This is a genomic window from Streptomyces phaeofaciens (genome assembly GCF_014648915.1).
Classification (GTDB): Bacteria; Actinomycetota; Actinomycetes; order Streptomycetales; family Streptomycetaceae; genus Streptomyces; species Streptomyces phaeofaciens.
In genome coordinates, this window is sequence record NZ_BMSA01000035.1 from 79,721 (window position 1) to 96,957 (window position 17,237).

Below are 17,237 nucleotides of genomic sequence, written 5' to 3' on the forward strand. Positions count from 1 at the left end.
ATGTGCGGGGCGCGAACGTGCCCCGCACAAGGTTACCGGGCACAGGTCACTCGTCCGGCCCTCGGCTTCCCGGCCCGGGTGCGCACCGGCCCGGTCCGCCGTGCGGGGCCGGGACACCGGGCCGCCGTACGGGTCCGGGGGCCGGGCGCCGTACCGGGCCGGGGGCCGGGCGCCGTACCGGGCCGGGGGCCGGGCGCCGGCACCGCCGCCGGGCGCCTACTGGCGGATCGCCCAGCCGCGCTCGCGCAGCGCCGCCGAGAGCACCGGCGCCGACTTCGGCTCCACCATGAGCTGCACCAGGCCCGCCTGCTGCCCCGTCGCGTGCTCGATGCGGACGTCCTCGATGTTGACGCCCGCCCGTCCGGCGTCCGCGAAGATGCGGGCCAGCTGGCCCGGCTGGTCGTCGATGAGCACCGCGACGACCTCGTACGCCCGCGGTGCCGCCCCGTGCTTGCCCGGGACCCGGACCTGCCCGGCGTTGCCCCGGCGCAGGACGTCCTCGATACCGCCCGCGCCCTCGTGGCGCTTGGCCTCGTCGGCGGACTGCAGGGCGCGCAGGGCCCGCACCGTCTCGTCCAGGTCTGCGGCGACATCGGTGAGCAGGTCGGCGACCGGCCCGGGGTTCGCGGAGAGGATGTCGATCCACATCCGGGGGTCGGACGCGGCGATCCGGGTCACGTCCCGGATGCCCTGCCCGCACAGCCGTACGGCGGCCTCCTCGGCGTTCTCCAGACGGGCGGCGACCATGCTGGAGACCAGGTGGGGCATGTGGGAGACCAGGGCGACGGCACGGTCGTGGGCGTCGGCGTCCATCACGACCGGGACGGCCCGGCAGTGCGAGACCAGCTCCAGGGCGAGGTTCAGCACCTCGGTGTCGGTGTCCCGGGTCGGGGTCAGCACCCAGGGCCGTCCCTCGAACAGGTCGCCGGTCGCGGCCAGCGGCCCGGACTTCTCCCGGCCGGACATGGGGTGCGTGCCGATGTACCCGGACAGGTCGAGGCCGAGCGCCTCCAGCTCACGGCGCGGGCCGCCCTTGACGCTGGCCACGTCGAGGTAGCCGCGGGCCACCCCCCGCCGCATGGCGTCGGCGAGCACCGCGGCCACATGGGCGGGCGGCGCGGCGACGACGGCGAGGTCGACCGGCTTCTCGGGCGCCTCGTCCGTGCCGGCGCCCAGCGCGGCGGCCGTGCGGGCCTGCTCGGGGTCGTGGTCCTCCAGATGGACGACCACACCCCGCTGGGCGAGGGCCAGGGCGACGGAGGTGCCGATGAGCCCGGTTCCGATGACGAGCGCGGTCCTCACTGGGCGATGTCCTTGCGCAGGGCGGCGGCGGCGCCGAGGTAGACGTGGCTGATCTCGGCGCGGGGCCGGTCGGACTCGATGTGCGCGAGGATCCGCACGACCCGCGGCATGGCGCCCTCGATGTCGAGTTCCTGCGCGCAGATCAGCGGCACGTCGACGATCCCGAGCTTGCGGGCGGCGGCCGCCGGGAAGTCGCTGTGCAGATCGGGCGTGGCCGTGAACCAGATGCTGATCAGGTCGTCGACGCCGAGGGAGTTCCGCTCCAGGACCGCGGTGAGCAGTGCCCCGACCTGCTCGTCCATGTGCCCGGCCTCGTCGCGTTCGAGTTGGACGGCTCCCCGGACCGCTCGTACCGCCACGGCGCTGCTCCTCGCTCTGCTGCATCACTGATGTGCTGATGTACGACTCTTGGCGGATCCAGCCTAGTCAGCCCGCGCCGGGCCGGGTGCGCGCCGACCGCCCGCTGAGACGGGAACACCCCCATACGCCCTTTACGCCGGGTGCCGCTTCCGCTCTCATGGCAGGTTGACGGCAGGACATCCGGCTCGGGAAGGCCCGACATGAAGCGTCCAGGACCCCTGCTCACCCTTCTCGCGGGACTGGTGCTCGGCCTGTTCCTGCTGACCCTCAATGTGACGTCGGGGACGAGGAACGCGTCGTCCTCCTACCAGGAGCCGGCGCCGAGCCCGACCCCCACCGCGGGCGCCGCCTCCCCTGCCCCCAGCCCGAGCCCCAGCCCCAGCCCCACGGCGGCACCGCCCGAGGACGCCGAGTACGCGGGCCGCACGGACGACGACTCCGCGGCGATCGCCGTCACCGTGCGCGACGGGAAGGCGATCGCGTACTTCTGCGACGGCCGGACGAAGGAGTCGTGGCTGAAGGGGGACGTCGAGGACGACGGCACCCTGCGGCTCACCGGGAAGCACGGCGCGAAGCTGGACGGCACGATCGAGGCGGACCGGCGGATCAGCGGCACGGTCGACGTGGCCGGCGGGCACCACGCGTTCACCGCGGACCGGGCGAAGAAGCCCTCGGGGCTGTACCGGGCGACGGCCACCGTCCGCTCCGCGACGATCGACGCCGGCTGGATCGTCCTGCGGGACGGCACCCAGGTCGGCGTTCTCACCCGGGACGGCGAGCCGTCGCCCGCGCCCCGGATCGACCCGGAGACCGGCGCGGTGACGATCGACGGCCGGCAGCTCACGGCCCGTCCCGCGACCCCCTGACCGTCTTCCCCAGGGAGCCACCATGACCGTCGACCCGAACGCCGCCACCCAGGGCTTCCCCTCCCCCGGCCCCGCCCGCCCGCACCCGGCCCGCTATCTGGTCCCGGCCCTCGTGGGAGCCGCGGTGGCGGTCGGACTGGGGGCCTACGGCAGGATCCACGACCCGGCCGGCACGTCCTTCAACCTCGCCGGCTTCAGCAGCACGGGAGCGGTGAAGTCGTGGCTGGCGACGGCGGCGCTGTTCTTCGCGCTGGTCCAGGTCGCCTCGGCACTGATGCTGTACGGCAAACTGCCGGGCCCCCGCTGGTCGGAGGCGCTCCACCGGTGGTCCGGCAGGGCGGCGTTCCTGCTGGCGGTCCCGGTCGCGGTGCACTGTCTGTACGCTTTGGGATATCAAACATACGAAACACGGGTTTTCTGGCACTCCCTCCTGGGTTGCTTCTTCTTCGGTGCATTCAGTGCCAAGATGCTGTTGCTCCGCTCGGAGCGGCTCCCGGGATGGCTGCTGCCGCTCGTCGGCGGACTCGTCTTCACCGTGCTCACGATCATCTGGCTGACCTCTGCCCTCTGGTTCTTCCGCACCTTCGGAGTGACGACATGACCCACCCCGCGACCCGGCGCACGGTTCTCCTCGCGACGGGCGGCGCGACAGCGGCGCTCGTGGTGGGGTGCAGCGACTACGGCGACGGCAACGGCTCCTCCTCCGAGCAGTCCGCCGGTGACTCCGGCGAGGCCACGAGCGGAGCGGGCGGCACGGAGCTGGCCAAGACGTCAGACATCCCCCTCGGCGGCGGCAAGATCTTCAAGGACGAGAAGGTCGTCGTCACCCAGCCCACGAAGGACGACTTCAAGGCCTTCTCCGCGATCTGCACCCACCAGGGCTGCACGGTCGGCTCGGTCGCCGACGGCACGATCAACTGCCCGTGCCACAAGAGCGAGTTCCGGATCGCCGACGGCTCGGTGGCGGGCGGCCCGGCCCCCCGCCCGCTGCCGGCGAAGCAGATCACGGTGGAGGGCGGCTCGATCAGCCTGGCGTGACGGGGCCGGGCCGGCCCCGGCTCACGCCGGTGCGGTCACTGGTCCCAGAGCGCCCCGAGCGTCACGAGTTCCCCGTGGTACTCGATCCGGTCCGCCCACTCCGTCGGCCACGCCTCGGCGCCCGCGTACGCGCCGGCGAAGGCGCCCGCCAGACAGGCGATGGAGTCGGAGTCGCCGGAGGAGCAGGCGGCCCGGCGCAGCGCGGTGACCGGCTCGTCGGGGAAGAGCAGGAAGCACAGCAGGCCGGTGGCCATGGCCTCCTCGGCGATCCATCCCTCCCCCGTGACCAGGCACGGGTCGTCCTCGGGCGCGGGGACGCGCAAGGCCTTCTCGAGGCGCTCCAGCACGCCCAGGCACTCGTCCCAGCCGCGCGCGATGAAGTGCTCCGGAGAGGGGTCCTGGCTGCGGGTCCACAGGTCGCCCAGCCAGCGGTGGTGGTAGCGGGAGCGGTTGTCGACGGCGTACGCCTTCAGGAGCCCGACCAGGGCCGTCGGCTCGGCGCCCTGGGTGAGCAGCCGTACGGCGTGGGCGGTGAGGTCGGAGGCGGCGAGCGCGGTGGGGTGCCCGTGCGTGAGGGCGGACTGGAGCTGGGCGGCCCCGGCCCGCTGCTCCTCGCTGAGGCCGGGGGCGAGACCGACGGGCGCGACGCGCATGTTGGCACCGCAGCCCTTGGAGCCGATCTGGCTGGCGTCCTGCCACTCGCGCCGCTCGTCCTTGAGCAGGTTGCAGGCGGTCAGGCAGGTCCGGCCGGGAGCCCGGTTGTTGTCGGGAGACTGATACCAGTCCACGAACTCCTCGCGCAGCGGCCGCGTCAGCCGGGTGGGCACGAGCAGGCCCCGGTCCATGGCGGTCCGCAGGGCCCGGCCCACCGCGAGGGTCATCTGGGTGTCGTCGGAGACCAGGGCGCGGTTCGGCAGCTCCATCTCCCGCCACGGCCCGCATTTGGCGAGGATCGACGCGACGTCGTTGAACTCGGTCGGAAACCCGAGCGCGTCCCCCAGCGCGAGTCCCAGCAGGGACCCGGTGGCGCGCTTCCTGGCGGTGGTCGTGGCGGTCATGCGGGTCCTTCCCGGGGCGGGCGGAGCAGGGGCGGGTGGAGCGTGGTGGCGGTGCCCGCGCGGTAGAGGGCGGCCGGTTTGCCCCGGCCGCCGGTCAGCCGGGCGACGCCGCCGGGTACCGGCTCGACGAAGCCCGGCGTGGTGAGGACCTTGCGGCGGAAGTTGGGGCGGTCGAGCGCCGTCCCCCACACCGTCTCGTAGACCCGCTGGAGCTCCCCGAGGGTGAACTCGGGCGCGCAGAAGGCGGTGGCGAGGCAGCTGTACTCGAGCTTGGCGCCGACCCGGTCGTGGGCGTCGGCCAGGATCCGGTCGTGGTCGAAGGCGAGCGGGCCCGTGCCGTCGTAGGGCAGCCAGCGGGCCTGTGCCGCGTCGCCGCCGCCGAGCGGTTCGGGCGCGTGCGGCAGCAGTGCGGCGAAGGCGACGGAGACGACCCGCATCCGGGGGTCGCGGTCCGGTTCGCTGTAGGTGCGCAGCTGCTCCAGGTGCAGTCCGGAGACGTCGGCGAGGCCGGTCTCCTCGGCGAGTTCACGCCGCGCGGCCGTCTCGGCGGACTCGTCGGGCAGGACGAAGCCCCCGGGCAGCGCCCACGTCCCTGCGTACGGCTCCTGTCCGCGCTCGACGAGCAGCACATGGAGCGCGCCCGCGCGCAGGGTGAGGACGGCGAGGTCGACGGTGACGGCGAAGGGTTCGTAGGCGTACTTGTCGTACCCGTCCATCTGCGGTCACCTCCTGGGAGTCGGGTGGGCCGGGGAGAACCGGCCTCACTAATAGTCGTTACGACTATAAAGAGCCCGCCCCCGCTCCACAACCCCTCAGCGCCTCTCGGCGGCCCTGGCGCGCACAAGGAAGCGGCCGGTACCGGGAAACCCGGTACCGGCCGCCACAGCCCCGCTGGAGACGCTTCTAGAGGTCGACTTCCTTCATCAGCATCCCGACCTCCGTGTTGGACAGCCGTCGCAGCCAGCCCGACTTCTGGTCGCCCAGGGTGATCGGGCCGAAGGCGACCCGCACCAGCTTGTCGACCGGGAAGCCGGCCTCGGCCAGCATGCGGCGCACGATGTGCTTGCGGCCCTCGTGCAGGGTGACCTCGACGAGGTAGTTCTTGCCGGTCTGCTCGACGACCCGGAAGTGGTCGGCCTTGGCGTAGCCGTCCTCCAGCTGGATGCCGTCCTTGAGCCGCTTGCCCAGGTCCCGCGGGATGGGGCCGACGATGTGCGCGAGGTAGACCTTCTTCACGCCGTACTTGGGGTGGGTCAGCCGGTGCGCCAGCTCGCCGTGGTTGGTGAGCAGGATGACGCCCTCGGTCTCGGTGTCGAGCCGCCCCACGTGGAAGAGCCGCGTCTCGCGGTTGGTGACGTAGTCGCCGAGGCACTGCCGGCCCTCGTTGTCCTCCATCGTCGAGACGACACCGGCCGGCTTGTTCAGCGAGAAGAACTGGTACGACTGGGTCGCCACGGTCAGCCCGTCGACCTTGACCTCGTCGTGCTCCGGGTCGACCCGCTTGCCCTGCTCCAGGACGATCTCGCCGTTGACCTCGACCCGGGCCTGCTCGATCAGCTCCTCGCAGGAACGCCGGGAGCCGTAGCCCGCGCGCGCGAGGACCTTCTGGAGCCGCTCGCCCTCCTGCTCGGCGCCCGGGAAGGTCTTGGGCAGCTTGACGTCCTTCTTGCCCGCGTACCGGTCGCGGTTGCGCTCCTCGGCACGGGCGTCGTACTCACGGGAGGTGGCGGGCGCCCAACGCCCCCGGCCGGTGCCCGAAGACTGCTTCGGGCCGCCCTTGGCCCCACCGCGCGCCGAAGCGCCGCGCCCGGACTTGGGGCCCTCCGGGGAGGCGCCGGGGCCTACGTCGTAGCGGCGCTCCTCGGGGCGGGGCTTGCTCGGCCGGCCGCCCCGCTCGTCGTCGCGGCTCCTGCCGGCGCCACGGGGATTACCGCGCCCACCGCCGCTCGCGCCGCGTCCACCACCGCTTCCGCCGCTCGCGCCGCGTCCACCGCTGTTCCCGCCGCGGCCGCCGCTGTTGCCACCACGGCTCCCGCCGTTGTTTCCGCTGCTGTTCCTGCCGCTGCTGCTTCGCATCAAAGTTCCGTCTTGTCGTCTGCGTCCTCGGAATCCGGAGCGTCCGGATCGAACGACGGGACCCCTTCCTGGGTCTCGGCCTCGATCGCCTCCGCCTCCGGGAGGAAGGGCGCGAGCTCCGGGAGCTCGTCCAGGCCGCGCAGGCCCATCCGCTCCAGGAAATAGTTCGTCGTCGTGTACAGGATCGCACCTGTTTCGGGTTCCGCGCCCGCCTCCTCGACCAGACCGCGCTGGAGAAGGGTCCGCATCACGCCGTCGCAGTTCACTCCGCGCACCGCGGAGACCCTGCTGCGGCTGACCGGCTGGCGGTAGGCGACGACCGCCAGGGTCTCCAGCGCCGCCTGGGTGAGCCGGGCCTGCTGCCCGTCCAGCACGAACCGCTCGACGGCTCGCGCGTACCCGGCCCGGGTGTAGAACCGCCAGCCGCCCGCGACGAACCGCAGCTCGAAGCCGCGCCCCTGCACGGTGTACTCGTCGGCCAGCTCCCGCAGCGCGTCCGCGATCTGCCGCCGGGGCCGCTCCAGGATCTTCGCGAGGTGCTCCTCGGTCGCGGGTTCGTCCACGACCATGAGGACGGCCTCCAGGGCCGGCTTGAGGTCGAGTGCGGCGACGGTCTCCTCGCTCATCACGGCTTCCTCTCCTTCTCGGGCTCCTCGGGCGGCCGGTCGAACTCGTCGGTGACCGTCGGCGTCTCGTCCCCGTCCCCGCCGGTCCAGCGCACCAGCAGTTCGCCGAGCGCGGTCTCCTGGTCGAGGGCGACGGCCTTCTCCCGGTACAGCTCCAGCAGGGCCAGGAACCGGGCGACGACGGTGAGGGTGTCGTCGGTGTCCTGCACCAGCACCCGGAAGCTGGCCTCCCCCAGCTCGCGCAGCCGCGTGACGACGATCCCCGCCTGCTCCTGCACGCTCACCAGCGGCGCGTGGATGTGGTCGACGTACACCTGCGGCTTGGGTCGGGGCTGCATCGCCTTGACCGCGAGCCGGGCGAAGCCCTCCGCGCCGATGCTGATCACCACGTCGGGCAGCAGCGCGGCGTGGTGCGGTTCGAGGCCGACGGTGCGGGGATAGCGCCGGGACTCCACGTCGAGGCGGTGCGTGAAGATGTCGGCGATCTGCTTGTAGGCGCGGTACTGGAGCAGCCGGGCGAACAGCAGGTCCCGCGCCTCCAGCAGGGCGAGGTCGGCCTCGTCCTCGATCTCGGCGACGGGCAGCAGGCGGGCCGCCTTCAGATCGAGCAGGGTGGCGGCGACGACGAGGAACTCGGTCGTCTGGTCCAGATCCCAGTCCGGCCCCATCGCCCTGATGTGCGCCATGAACTCGTCGGTCACCTTCGACAGCGCGACCTCGGTGACGTCCAGCTTGTGCCTGGAGATCAGCTGGAGCAGCAGATCGAAGGGCCCCTCGAAATTGGCGAGCCGCACCTTGAAGACGCCGTCGGGAACCCCGGGCGCCTCGGGAACGGAATCCGGAGCGACGGGCTCGGGTTCGGGCGCGATGAGTTCGGGCGCGGTGGGTTCAGGAGCGTCGGGTTCCGGAGGGGAGGCTTCGGGACCGGCGGGCTCCGCAGCGTCGGGCTCCGCCACGACAGGTTCAGGGACGGGCTCCGGTACGACGACCTCGGGCTCCCGCTCGACGGGCGGCACCGCTCCCGGCCCCCGCCCCAGCGCACGCCGACGACCGCCGGATGCACCGGAACCGGGAACAGGAACGTCGTTCGAGGTCATAGCCCTCGCAGGCTACCGCTACCGCCCGCGCAGCCGTCGTACGAGGATGCTCGCCTCTCCGCGGGTCTCCAGATCGGCCAGCACCACGGCGACCGCCTCGCGCACGATCCGTCCCCGGTCCACGGCCAGCCCGTGTTCGCCCCGGAGCACCAGGCGGGCGTGCTCCAGGTCCATCAGTTCCTCGGCGGACACGTACACGGTGATCTTCTCGTCGTGCCGCTCCCGCCCGCTGGGCCGGCGGGCCGCCGCCCGGCCCCGTTTGCGCGACTGCCCCTCGCCGGAGGCACCCGTGGCAGAACCTTCCTGCGCCGGTACCCCCTGCCGGCGCGCCGATCGTTCGGCGCCCCGGCTGCGGGACTCGGCGTCGTTCTGCTCGGCGTCGGCCGCCACATGCTCGGCGCCCTCGCCGTCCCCGCCCTGCGCGGGTACGGCCTGCGGCGCGTCCTCGCCCGAGGCGGCGGCCACCCCGTCGCTCTCGCCCGCCGGCGCCGGCACCCGGGCCTCGCCACCCGGCTGGCGCCGGGGCGCGGACGGCTGAAGCGCCGTTCCCCCTGTCGTACGGAAGAGTTCGTCGGCCCCCGGCAGACTCACTCGGCGTGACACCGGGCGAGCACCTCCCTGGCGAGCTGGCGATAGGCGGCGGCACCGACGGAGTTGGAGGCGTAGGTGGTGATCGGCTCACCGGCGACCGTGGTCTCCGGGAAGCGGACCGTGCGCCCGATGACCGTGTGGTAGACGTGATCGTCGAAGGCCTCGACGACCCGTGCGAGCACCTCACGGCTGTGCACCGTGCGGGAGTCGTACATGGTGGCGAGGATGCCGTCGAGCTCCAGCTCCGGGTTGAGCCGTTCCTGGACCTTCTCGATGGTCTCGGTCAGCAGGGCCACACCGCGCAGTGCGAAGAACTCGCACTCCAGCGGCACGATCACCTTGTGCGCGGCCGTCAGCGCGTTCACGGTCAGCAGACCGAGCGAGGGCTGACAGTCGATGACGATGTAGTCGTAGTCGTCCATCAGCGGCTTCAGCGCCCGCTGGAGGGTCGACTCGCGCGCGACCTCGGAGACCAGCTGGACCTCGGCGGCCGACAGGTCGATGTTGCTCGGCAGCAGGTCCATGTTGGGGACCGCCGTCTTCAGGAGCACCTCGTCGGCCGACATGCCCCGCTCCATGAGCAGGTTGTAGACCGTGAGGTCGAGCTCCATCGGATTGACACCGAGGCCGACCGACAGCGCGCCCTGCGGGTCGAAGTCCACGAGCAGGACGCGGCGTCCGTACTCCGCGAGCGCGGCACCCAGGTTGATGGTCGACGTCGTCTTGCCGACGCCGCCCTTCTGGTTGCACATCGCGATGATCGTCGCGGGTCCGTGCTGCGTCAGCGGTCCCGGGATCGGGAAGTACGGCAGCGGGCGTCCGGTCGGGCCGACGCGCTCACGGCGCTGCCGTGCCGCGTCGGGCGCGAGCGTGGCCGCGTACTCCGGGTCCGGCTCGTATTCGGCGTCGGGGTCGTAGAAGTGCCCGTCGGGCAGTTCGTCGTAGTCGGCGAAGTGGTTGCGGGGCGCGCCACTTCCGTCGCCGGCCATGGCGTTCACGTGATGACCGTCCATGCTCTGGTGTGCTGACAGAGCCGTGCGGGGGCTGGTCTGGCTCTGGTGGGCTGCGAAGGTTCGGACAGCGACGGAGCCGACAGCCTCGAGCCCCGCGGGACCTGGGTCCCGCGTAGGCATTCCTGGTTGACCACCCCCGGGAGCAAATGTCGACTCATTCACAAGTCGTCTTACCTCCTTGGTGACCAGGAAACTTCTAGACAAGGTCAGCGTGGCACCATGCCGACGGTTGGCGACTCTATGGCGTGTCGGGCGTCCGCAGCAACACAATCCGCCGGACCCGGCCCGATGTGTCGGCAATGAAACATCCCGCTGTCAAGGGCGTACGGCCGTCGCACGGCGGGTTTCACCGGTGTGCGAATCGGTCCAAGGGTTACGTTCGAGGCGAGTTGACCGAGTGCCGCAAAGTGACCATACACACATCCGGCCGGACCTTGTGGGGCAAGGTCCGGCCGGTCGTGCGCCATTGACGCGCCAAGTTGACGTATCGCCTTTACGAAAAGGTGACTTACCCGGGAAGGTCAGTCGAGGAGCGTGTCGAGCTCCACGTGCTCCAGGCCGTGCGCCTCGGCGACCTCGCGGTAAACGACCTTGCCGTCATGGGTGTTGAGGCCCTTGGCCAGCGCGGCATCGCGGCGCAGCGCCTCGACCCAGCCCTTGTTCGCGAGTTCGACGATGTAGGGCATCGTCGCGTTGGTCAGCGCGTACGTGGAGGTGTTGGGCACCGCGCCCGGCATGTTGGCGACGCAGTAGAAGACCGAGTTGTGGACCGGGAAGGTCGGCTCGGCGTGGGTGGTCGGACGGGAGTCCTCGAAGCAGCCGCCCTGGTCGATCGCGATGTCGACAAGGACACTTCCGGGCTTCATCCGGGACACCAGCTCGTTGGTGACCAGCTTCGGGGCCTTGGCGCCGGGGATCAGCACCGCGCCGATGACGAGGTCGGCCTCGAGGCAGGCCTTCTCCAGCTCGAAGGCGTTGGAGACGACGGTCTGGATCTTCGTACCGAAGATCTTGTCCGCCTCCTTGAGCTTGTTGATGTCCCGGTCGAGCAGGGTCACGTGGAAGCCCATGCCGATGGCGATCTGCGCCGCGTTCCAGCCGGAGACACCGCCGCCGATGACGACGGCCCGCCCGGCCGCCACGCCCGGGACGCCGCCGGGCAGCACGCCGCGGCCGCCGTTGGCGCGCATCAGGTGGTAAGCGCCGACCTGCGGGGCGAGCCGGCCCGCGACCTCGGACATGGGCGCGAGCAGCGGGAGCGCGCGGCTGGGCAGCTCGACGGTCTCGTAGGCGATCGCGGTCGTGCCGGACTCCAGCAGGGCGTCCGTGCACTCCTTGGAGGCGGCCAGATGCAGGTAGGTGAAGAGCGTCTGGTCCTTGCGGAGGCGGTGGTACTCCTCGGCGATGGGCTCCTTGACCTTCAGCAGCAGGTCGGCGGTGGCCCACACCTCGTCGGCCGTCTCCAGGATCCGGGCGCCGGCGGCCACGTACTCCTCGTCCGGGATGGACGAGCCGACACCGGCGTCGCGCTCGACGAAGACCTGGTGGCCGTGGCGCACCAGCTCGTGCACGCCGGCGGGGGTGATGGCCACCCGGAACTCGTTGTTCTTGACCTCGCGGGGGATGCCGACCTTCACGTCGATCACGGTCCTTGGCTCAGAGGGTGTGGGGGCACAGCAAGAGAAACCCGGATGTAGCGGGCACATCGGGATACACCGCAGGAGAAGGTGCGGCAGAGCCAGTCTAATGAAGGTGTTCCCGCTGTCTAGCCTTTCAATGCATCAATCTTCAGCAGGTGTACTGCGGATTTCGCAGGCGTTAGCGCCATGTTCCAGCTGTTCCGGCTCAGAAACGGCCTCCGGGGCCCGCTTCCGAAGGCGCTCCGCGTCACGTGTGCGGACCGGCTCCGCGGCGCGCTCCGGCTCACGTTCGGTGGCGCGCTCCGGCTCACGGTCCGAAGCGTGCCCCTGCTCGCCGTCCGGGCGCTCCTCCCCCAGGATGCGCTCGGCGGCGCCGCGGTGCAGTCGGGCGGCGGCCGGGTCGCCCAGGCGCTCCAGCGTGTCGGCCAGCCTGAGCTGCACGGCCGCCTGGAGCCGCGCGTCCTCGGCGCGCCGGGCCCACTCCACGGCCTCCTGGCAGGTGCGCAGCGACTCCTCCGGCCGGCCCGCGTACTCCTGGACCCGGGCCAGCTCGCTCAGCGCCCGCGCGTACGCCGCGATGTCGCCGTTCTTGCGGTGTCCCGAGGCGGCGGCCCGCCAGTTGCGCTGGGCCTCGCCGTACCGGCCCGCGTAGGTGTGGGCGGTGGCGATCCGGCCGTAGAGGCGGGCGGCGTCGGCGCGCTCGTCGCGGGCCAGCCGCTGGGCGAGGGCCCGGCCGAACCAGTCGGCGGCCCGCTCGTAGTCGCCCAGCTCCAGGTGCGCCCCGCCTACGGATTCCATCGCGCGGCCGGTCGCGTACGGGTCGTTCGCCTCCCGTCCGGCGTCCAGTGCCGCCCGGTAGCGGGCCAGGGCCTCCGCCGTACGGCCGGTCCTGGCGTCGACGTCGGCCAGGTTCAGCAGCGCGGCGGCCCGCTCCCGGGGCAGGTCGCGGCGCTCGGCCACGTCGAGGACGAGCTGGTGGATCCCGTACAGGTCGGGCGCGGCGGCCTGGGTGCCGAAGTGCGCGACCATCGCCCTGACCAGCTGCGACATCAGCCGGCGGGCCAGGGTGTCCAGCTCCCCGTCGGCCACCGCGGCCCGGGCCGCCGCGAGCAGGGCGGGCCGGCGCACGCGCAGCCAGTCCGCGGCGGCGGCGGGGCTGGAGAAGCGCAGGGCGCTGGGCGTGCCCTGGAGCTTCTCGCGGGCCTGCGGATTGTCGGTCTCGGTGACGGCCCGGCAGGACTGGAGCAGCCGCACCGTCCGCTCCAGCATCCGGGCGCGGGCCAGCTGGAGCTCGGCCGGGCGCTCCTGGGTCTCGGCGGCGGCCCGCAGCAGGGGGTGCAGACAGCCGGGGACCTCGTACTGGGGCACCGGTGAGGGCACGGTCCGCAGCAGACCGAGCGCGGCGAGGTCGTCGAGGGTGGTGCGGGCGGCGCCCACCGAGCAGCCGGCGAGCGCGGACGCCGTGTGGGGGTCGACGAGGCCGGCCGGGGCGAGGGAGAGCAGCCGCAGGGTCCGGGCGGCGGGAGCGGGCAGCGTGGCGTGCACCAGCCGCAGGATCCGGCTGAGCGGGGTGCCCTCGTCGCCCTCGGCGTGCAGCTGCTTGGCGAGGTCGGCGACGGCCGTCTGGGGCCGGGCGGCGAGCCAGCCGCCGGCCAGGATCAGCGCGGCCGGCTGCCCCTGGCAGGCCTCCACGAGCCCCTCGGCGGACCGCGGGTCCACGGTGATGCGGACCGAGCCGGTGTAGCGGGTGAGCAGTTCGAGGGCGGACTTGGTGTCCAGGCCGCCCAGGGTGCAGGGGCGGACGTCGGAGATGCCGGTGAGCGGGCCCGCGGAGACGGCGACCAGCAGGCACTCCGGGCTGTCCGGCAGCAGCGCGTCGACCTGCTCGGCGCCCGCCGCGTCGTCCAGCAGGAGCAGGACGCGCCGGTCGGCGAGGGCCTCGCGCAGGGCGGCGGAGAGCTCGTCCTCGTCGGCGCCGGCCGGGGCCGGCACGGCGAGGGCGGCGAGCAGCTCGCGGGCGGCCTGCTCGACGGGGACGGGGGTGCCGTCGGGCTCGGCGAGGCGGGCCCGCAGAACGCCGTCGCGGTAACGGTCGGCGACCTGCCGGACCAGTTCCTCGGCGAGCGCGGTGCGCCCGGAGCCGGGCCGGCCGGCGATGAGGAGCACCCGCGCGCGGGGGGCCTTCTTCCCGGCGATGGTGTCCAGTCCCGCGCGCTCGATGTCGGCGCGCAGTTCCTTCAACTCCCGGGTGCGGCCCAGGAAATGGCCCTCTGTCGCAGCGTCTCCGGACAGCTGCACGCCGTCTGTGTCCACTGCCTGATCCGCCACGGGCCACGCTCCCGTCCCACGCACGTGCTGGACCCGCCGGGACTCCGGATCGGGCCGTTCCAGAGCCTAGTTCACGCTCTGCGACGTTCCCGGCGGAGGACGGCGGGGCACGGCGGGGACATCCCCCGATCGGATCAGGCGATCGTCACACCGCAGGTGTCGATGTCGGGCTCAGGCCTCGAACGGCCGTGCCGGCCACGGCGCCTGCGGCGGGCGCAGCGCGTCGATGCCGTCGCCGGCCCGCACGGCGGCCAGCGACAGGACGCCGACCACCAGGCAGTTGTTGTGCACATCACCGGCGAGCACCGCCCGGACCAGGTCACCGACCGGCACGCGCGCGTGCTCCATGTCGGCCTCCTCGTCCTCGACCTCGAAGCGCTGCCCCTCGGCCTCGGAAAGGCCCCGCGCCAGGAAGATCCGTACGGACTCGTCGCAGCCGCCGGCCGTCGTGTAGACGTCGGTCAGCACCCGCCAGTCCTCGGCCTTGACGTGCGCCTCCTCGTACAGTTCGCGCTGCGCGGCGTGCAGCGGGTTCTCGCCGGGCACGTCGAGCAGCCCGGCCGGGATCTCCCACAGCTTCTGCCGTACGGGGTGGCGGTACTGCTTGATGAGCAGGACCCGGTCCTCGTCGTCGAGGGCGAGGACGGCCACCGAGCCGGGGTGGACCTGGTAGTCGCGGCGGACCACCGAGCCGTCGGGCATGACCACCTCGTCGGTGCGGACGGAGGTCTTGTTGCCCACGAAGGGGGTCTCCGTGGACCGGATCTCCCACGCCTCGGGAGTGTCCTTGATCGTCATGCCCTTGCCCTTCCCACGCGCTCTCCACCAAGACCGGCACACACGGACCGGCACAAGAAAAAACCGGGGTGCCCACCTGTGAAGGTTTGCACCCCGGCCACCGTACAACCGGTGTGTTACTTCGAATTCTTCCGCTCGACGGCCGCCTTCACGAGACCGGCGAACAGCGGGTGCGGACGGGTCGGCCGCGAGCGCAGCTCCGGGTGCGCCTGGGTGGCGACCAGGTAGGGGTGGACGTCGCGCGGGTACTCGACGTACTCGACGAGCTTGCCGTCCGGGGAGGTGCCGGAGAACAGGATGCCCGCCTTCTTCTCCAGCTCCGCGCGGTAGGCGTTGTTCACCTCGTAGCGGTGCCGGTGGCGCTCCTCGACGTATTCCTTGCCGTCGTAGACCTCGCGCACGATGGAGCCCTCGGCCAGCTTGGCCGGGTACATGCCCAGGCGCATCGTTCCGCCCATGTCGCCCTCGCCGGCGACGATGTCGAGCTGCTCGGCCATGGTGGAGATGACCGGGTGGGAGGTGGCCGCGTCGAACTCGGTGGAATTCGCGTCCGTGATGTCGGCGAGGTTGCGGGCCGCCTCGATCACGATGCACTGGAGACCCAGGCAGAGGCCCAGGAGCGGGATCTTGTTCTCCCGGGCGTAGCGGATCGCGCCGACCTTGCCGAGCACGCCCCGGTCGCCGAAACCGCCCGGGATGCAGATGGCGTCCACGTCCGCCAGCTGCGCCTTGGCCCCGGCCGGGGTCTTGCAGTCGTCGGACGTGACCCACTTGATCTTCACGCGGGCCTTGTTGGCGAAGCCGCCGGCGCGCAGTGCCTCGGTGACCGAGAGATAGGCGTCGGGCAGGTCGATGTACTTGCCGACCAGGGCCAGATTGATCTCGTGGTCGGGGTTGTGGACGCGGTCGAGCAGGTCGTCCCAGGTCGTCCAGTCCACATCGCGGAACGGCAGGTCCAGCTTGCGGACGACGTAGGCGTCCAGGCCCTCGCCGTGCACGGTCTTCGGGATGTCGTAGATCGAGCGGGCGTCGGGGCAGGCCACCACGGCGGCCTCGTCGACGTCGCACATCAGCGAGATCTTCCGCTTGATCGCGGTCGGCACCTCACGGTCGCAGCGCAGCACGATCGCGTCGGGCTGGATGCCGATGTTGCGCAGCGCGGCCACCGAGTGCTGGGTCGGCTTGGTCTTCAGCTCGCCGGACGGGCCGATGTACGGCAGCAAAGAGATGTGCACGACGAAGACGTTGTCCCGGCCGACCTCGTGGCGGACCTGGCGGACCGTCTCCAGGAACGGCAGCGACTCGATGTCGCCGACCGTGCCGCCCACCTCCGTGATCACGACGTCGACCTCGTCCGTCGCCATCCGGCGGATGCGGTGCTTGATCTCGTTGGTGATGTGCGGGATGACCTGCACGGTGTCGCCCAGGTACTCGCCGCGCCGCTCCTTGGCGATCACCGTGTTGTAGACCTGGCCGGTGGTGACGTTGGCGGAGCCGTCGAGGTCGCGGTCGAGGAAGCGCTCGTAGTGGCCGATGTCCAGGTCGGTCTCGGCGCCGTCGTTGGTGACGAACACCTCGCCGTGCTGGAAGGGGTTCATCGTGCCGGGGTCGACGTTCAGGTACGGGTCGAGCTTCTGCATCACGACGCGCAGGCCCCGCGCCTTGAGCAGCATGCCGAGGCTGGAGGCGGTCAGTCCCTTGCCGAGCGAGGAGGCGACACCCCCGGTGACGAAGATGTGCTTGGTCGTCGTGGCTGTGCTGTTTCGAAAAGCAGCGGGCGGCATGGCCAAGAGGGGGCTCCCGTGGTCGCGGTCTGGGGGTGCGGAGCGGCACTGCGGCCGGAGTTTTCCGGGGGTGCCGTCGCTGCGGTTCGGGGGTTTCGAGCCCACCGGTCCACGGGCTACCAGGGTATCAGCGCCTCGGGGGGATGGCTTCCGGGCACGCTCCGCGCACATGCCGACACGTCACGCGTACGCGACGGGCGGAAAACAGGTCGTGCGGACATGGATGCGGCCCCACTGGGCACACGCACACCACCGCTCACCAGGCTCTCACCCGTTGCTCACCCGTTCGGCCCACCCACGTTGCCCGGAGCGGCACGCAGATCATCTACGTGCGTCGTATCCTGCTCGGACACTCGCTGCCGAGCCCGCCGGTCGAACACGACACCACCCCCGTCCGTATCCATCGGAACAACGAGAGCTCGTCAGTTCGTTGAGCAAGAATTGGCGTTTTGCCCATACGGCTGAGCGGCTGCTTTGCTTCACCGCTCAACGACGCATTACAACGACCCCTTGACCGCACTAGCGACAGCCCCCGTTCCATACTGGGGGTGACGTGGCCGTTCGACTGGAGTTGCACGTGGCCGGGCGCATCGAAGACTACGCACTCATCGGAGACATGCAGACCGCTGCCCTGGTCTGCCGTGACGGGACAGTGGACTG

The 17,237-nt window shown here is 71.7% G+C and carries 16 protein-coding genes; 3 read left to right on the top strand and 13 right to left on the bottom strand.

The window, feature by feature from the left end:
• Positions 1-216: 216 nt before the first annotated feature.
• Both IE275_RS39265 and aroH read right to left on the bottom strand, forming a co-directional pair.
• Complete coding sequence (locus tag IE275_RS39265; protein WP_189717478.1) at positions 217-1,302, bottom strand: prephenate dehydrogenase; 1,086 nt, start codon at positions 1,300-1,302, stop codon at positions 217-219.
• Positions 1,299-1,661: a chorismate mutase gene (aroH, locus tag IE275_RS39270; RefSeq protein ID WP_189717479.1), complete on the bottom strand. Its 363-nt coding sequence runs from the start codon at positions 1,659-1,661 to the stop codon at positions 1,299-1,301. Before aroH ends, IE275_RS39265 begins: the two co-directional genes overlap by 4 nt.
• A gap of 201 nt (positions 1,662-1,862) precedes the next feature.
• Between aroH and IE275_RS39275 the strand changes: the two genes are divergently transcribed.
• The 3 genes from IE275_RS39275 to IE275_RS39285 are packed head-to-tail and all read left to right on the top strand — an operon-like array spanning position 1,863 to position 3,566.
• Complete coding sequence (locus IE275_RS39275) at positions 1,863-2,528, top strand: hypothetical protein (protein ID WP_189717480.1); 666 nt, start codon at positions 1,863-1,865, stop codon at positions 2,526-2,528.
• 22 nt (positions 2,529-2,550) lie between these two features.
• Positions 2,551-3,129, top strand: a complete 579-nt coding sequence (locus IE275_RS39280) for a DUF6529 family protein (RefSeq protein WP_189717481.1) — start codon at positions 2,551-2,553, stop codon at positions 3,127-3,129.
• Positions 3,126-3,566, top strand: coding sequence for a Rieske (2Fe-2S) protein (locus tag IE275_RS39285; RefSeq protein ID WP_189717482.1), 441 nt, complete (start codon positions 3,126-3,128; stop codon positions 3,564-3,566). Before IE275_RS39280 ends, IE275_RS39285 begins: the two co-directional genes overlap by 4 nt.
• A 35-nt stretch (positions 3,567-3,601) precedes the next feature.
• Here the strand turns inward: IE275_RS39285 and IE275_RS39290 are convergent, their stop codons facing one another.
• The 11 genes from IE275_RS39290 to pyrG form a co-directional block, all read right to left on the bottom strand.
• A complete protein-coding gene (locus IE275_RS39290; RefSeq protein ID WP_189717483.1) occupies positions 3,602-4,624 on the bottom strand; it encodes an ADP-ribosylglycohydrolase family protein in 1,023 nt (340 codons plus the stop codon).
• A complete protein-coding gene (locus tag IE275_RS39295) occupies positions 4,621-5,340 on the bottom strand; it encodes an NUDIX hydrolase (protein WP_189717484.1) in 720 nt (239 codons plus the stop codon). Before IE275_RS39295 ends, IE275_RS39290 begins: the two co-directional genes overlap by 4 nt.
• Positions 5,341-5,527: 187 nt before the next feature.
• On the bottom strand, positions 5,528-6,700 hold the full coding sequence (locus IE275_RS39300) for a pseudouridine synthase (RefSeq protein ID WP_189717485.1): 1,173 nt from the start codon (positions 6,698-6,700) through the stop codon (positions 5,528-5,530).
• Entirely contained in the window at positions 6,700-7,326 is a 627-nt protein-coding gene (scpB, locus tag IE275_RS39305; protein ID WP_189717486.1) for an SMC-Scp complex subunit ScpB, read from the bottom strand. Before scpB ends, IE275_RS39300 begins: the two co-directional genes overlap by 1 nt.
• The gene (locus IE275_RS39310; RefSeq protein WP_189717487.1) at positions 7,326-8,423 is read right to left on the bottom strand and encodes a segregation and condensation protein A; all 1,098 of its coding nucleotides are present in this window, start codon (positions 8,421-8,423) and stop codon (positions 7,326-7,328) included. The genes scpB and IE275_RS39310 overlap by 1 nt, the downstream gene beginning before the upstream one ends.
• Positions 8,424-8,441: 18 nt before the next feature.
• Positions 8,442-9,026 carry a hypothetical protein gene (locus IE275_RS39315; protein ID WP_189717488.1) on the bottom strand — a complete coding sequence of 195 codons (585 nt, stop codon included), beginning with the start codon at positions 9,024-9,026 and terminating at the stop codon, positions 8,442-8,444.
• Entirely contained in the window at positions 9,011-10,147 is a 1,137-nt protein-coding gene (locus tag IE275_RS39320; RefSeq protein WP_189717489.1) for a ParA family protein, read from the bottom strand. Before IE275_RS39320 ends, IE275_RS39315 begins: the two co-directional genes overlap by 16 nt.
• A gap of 401 nt (positions 10,148-10,548) precedes the next feature.
• Positions 10,549-11,673, bottom strand: a complete 1,125-nt coding sequence (gene ald / locus IE275_RS39325) for an alanine dehydrogenase (RefSeq protein ID WP_189717490.1) — start codon at positions 11,671-11,673, stop codon at positions 10,549-10,551.
• Positions 11,674-11,808: 135 nt separating this feature from the next.
• The gene (locus IE275_RS39330; protein ID WP_189717491.1) at positions 11,809-13,995 is read right to left on the bottom strand and encodes a tetratricopeptide repeat protein; all 2,187 of its coding nucleotides are present in this window, start codon (positions 13,993-13,995) and stop codon (positions 11,809-11,811) included.
• 171 nt (positions 13,996-14,166) lie between these two features.
• On the bottom strand, positions 14,167-14,793 hold the full coding sequence (locus IE275_RS39335; RefSeq protein WP_189717492.1) for an NUDIX domain-containing protein: 627 nt from the start codon (positions 14,791-14,793) through the stop codon (positions 14,167-14,169).
• 116 nt (positions 14,794-14,909) lie between these two features.
• Positions 14,910-16,577: a CTP synthase gene (gene pyrG / locus IE275_RS39340; RefSeq protein ID WP_189717497.1), complete on the bottom strand. Its 1,668-nt coding sequence runs from the start codon at positions 16,575-16,577 to the stop codon at positions 14,910-14,912.
• Positions 16,578-17,237 lie beyond the last annotated feature (660 nt).

Coding starts and splice junctions, on each gene's coding strand:
- IE275_RS39285 (WP_189717482.1), top strand. CDS start 3,126: ATGACCCACCCCGCGACCCGGCGCACGGTTCTCCTCGCGACGGGCGGC.
- IE275_RS39320 (WP_189717489.1), bottom strand. CDS start 10,147: ATGCCTACGCGGGACCCAGGTCCCGCGGGGCTCGAGGCTGTCGGCTCC.
- scpB (WP_189717486.1), bottom strand. CDS start 7,326: ATGAGCGAGGAGACCGTCGCCGCACTCGACCTCAAGCCGGCCCTGGAG.
- IE275_RS39295 (WP_189717484.1), bottom strand. CDS start 5,340: ATGGACGGGTACGACAAGTACGCCTACGAACCCTTCGCCGTCACCGTC.
- IE275_RS39275 (WP_189717480.1), top strand. CDS start 1,863: ATGAAGCGTCCAGGACCCCTGCTCACCCTTCTCGCGGGACTGGTGCTC.
- pyrG (WP_189717497.1), bottom strand. CDS start 16,577: ATGCCGCCCGCTGCTTTTCGAAACAGCACAGCCACGACGACCAAGCAC.
- IE275_RS39290 (WP_189717483.1), bottom strand. CDS start 4,624: ATGACCGCCACGACCACCGCCAGGAAGCGCGCCACCGGGTCCCTGCTG.
- IE275_RS39300 (WP_189717485.1), bottom strand. CDS start 6,700: ATGCGAAGCAGCAGCGGCAGGAACAGCAGCGGAAACAACGGCGGGAGC.
- IE275_RS39310 (WP_189717487.1), bottom strand. CDS start 8,423: ATGACCTCGAACGACGTTCCTGTTCCCGGTTCCGGTGCATCCGGCGGT.
- IE275_RS39280 (WP_189717481.1), top strand. CDS start 2,551: ATGACCGTCGACCCGAACGCCGCCACCCAGGGCTTCCCCTCCCCCGGC.
- IE275_RS39335 (WP_189717492.1), bottom strand. CDS start 14,793: ATGACGATCAAGGACACTCCCGAGGCGTGGGAGATCCGGTCCACGGAG.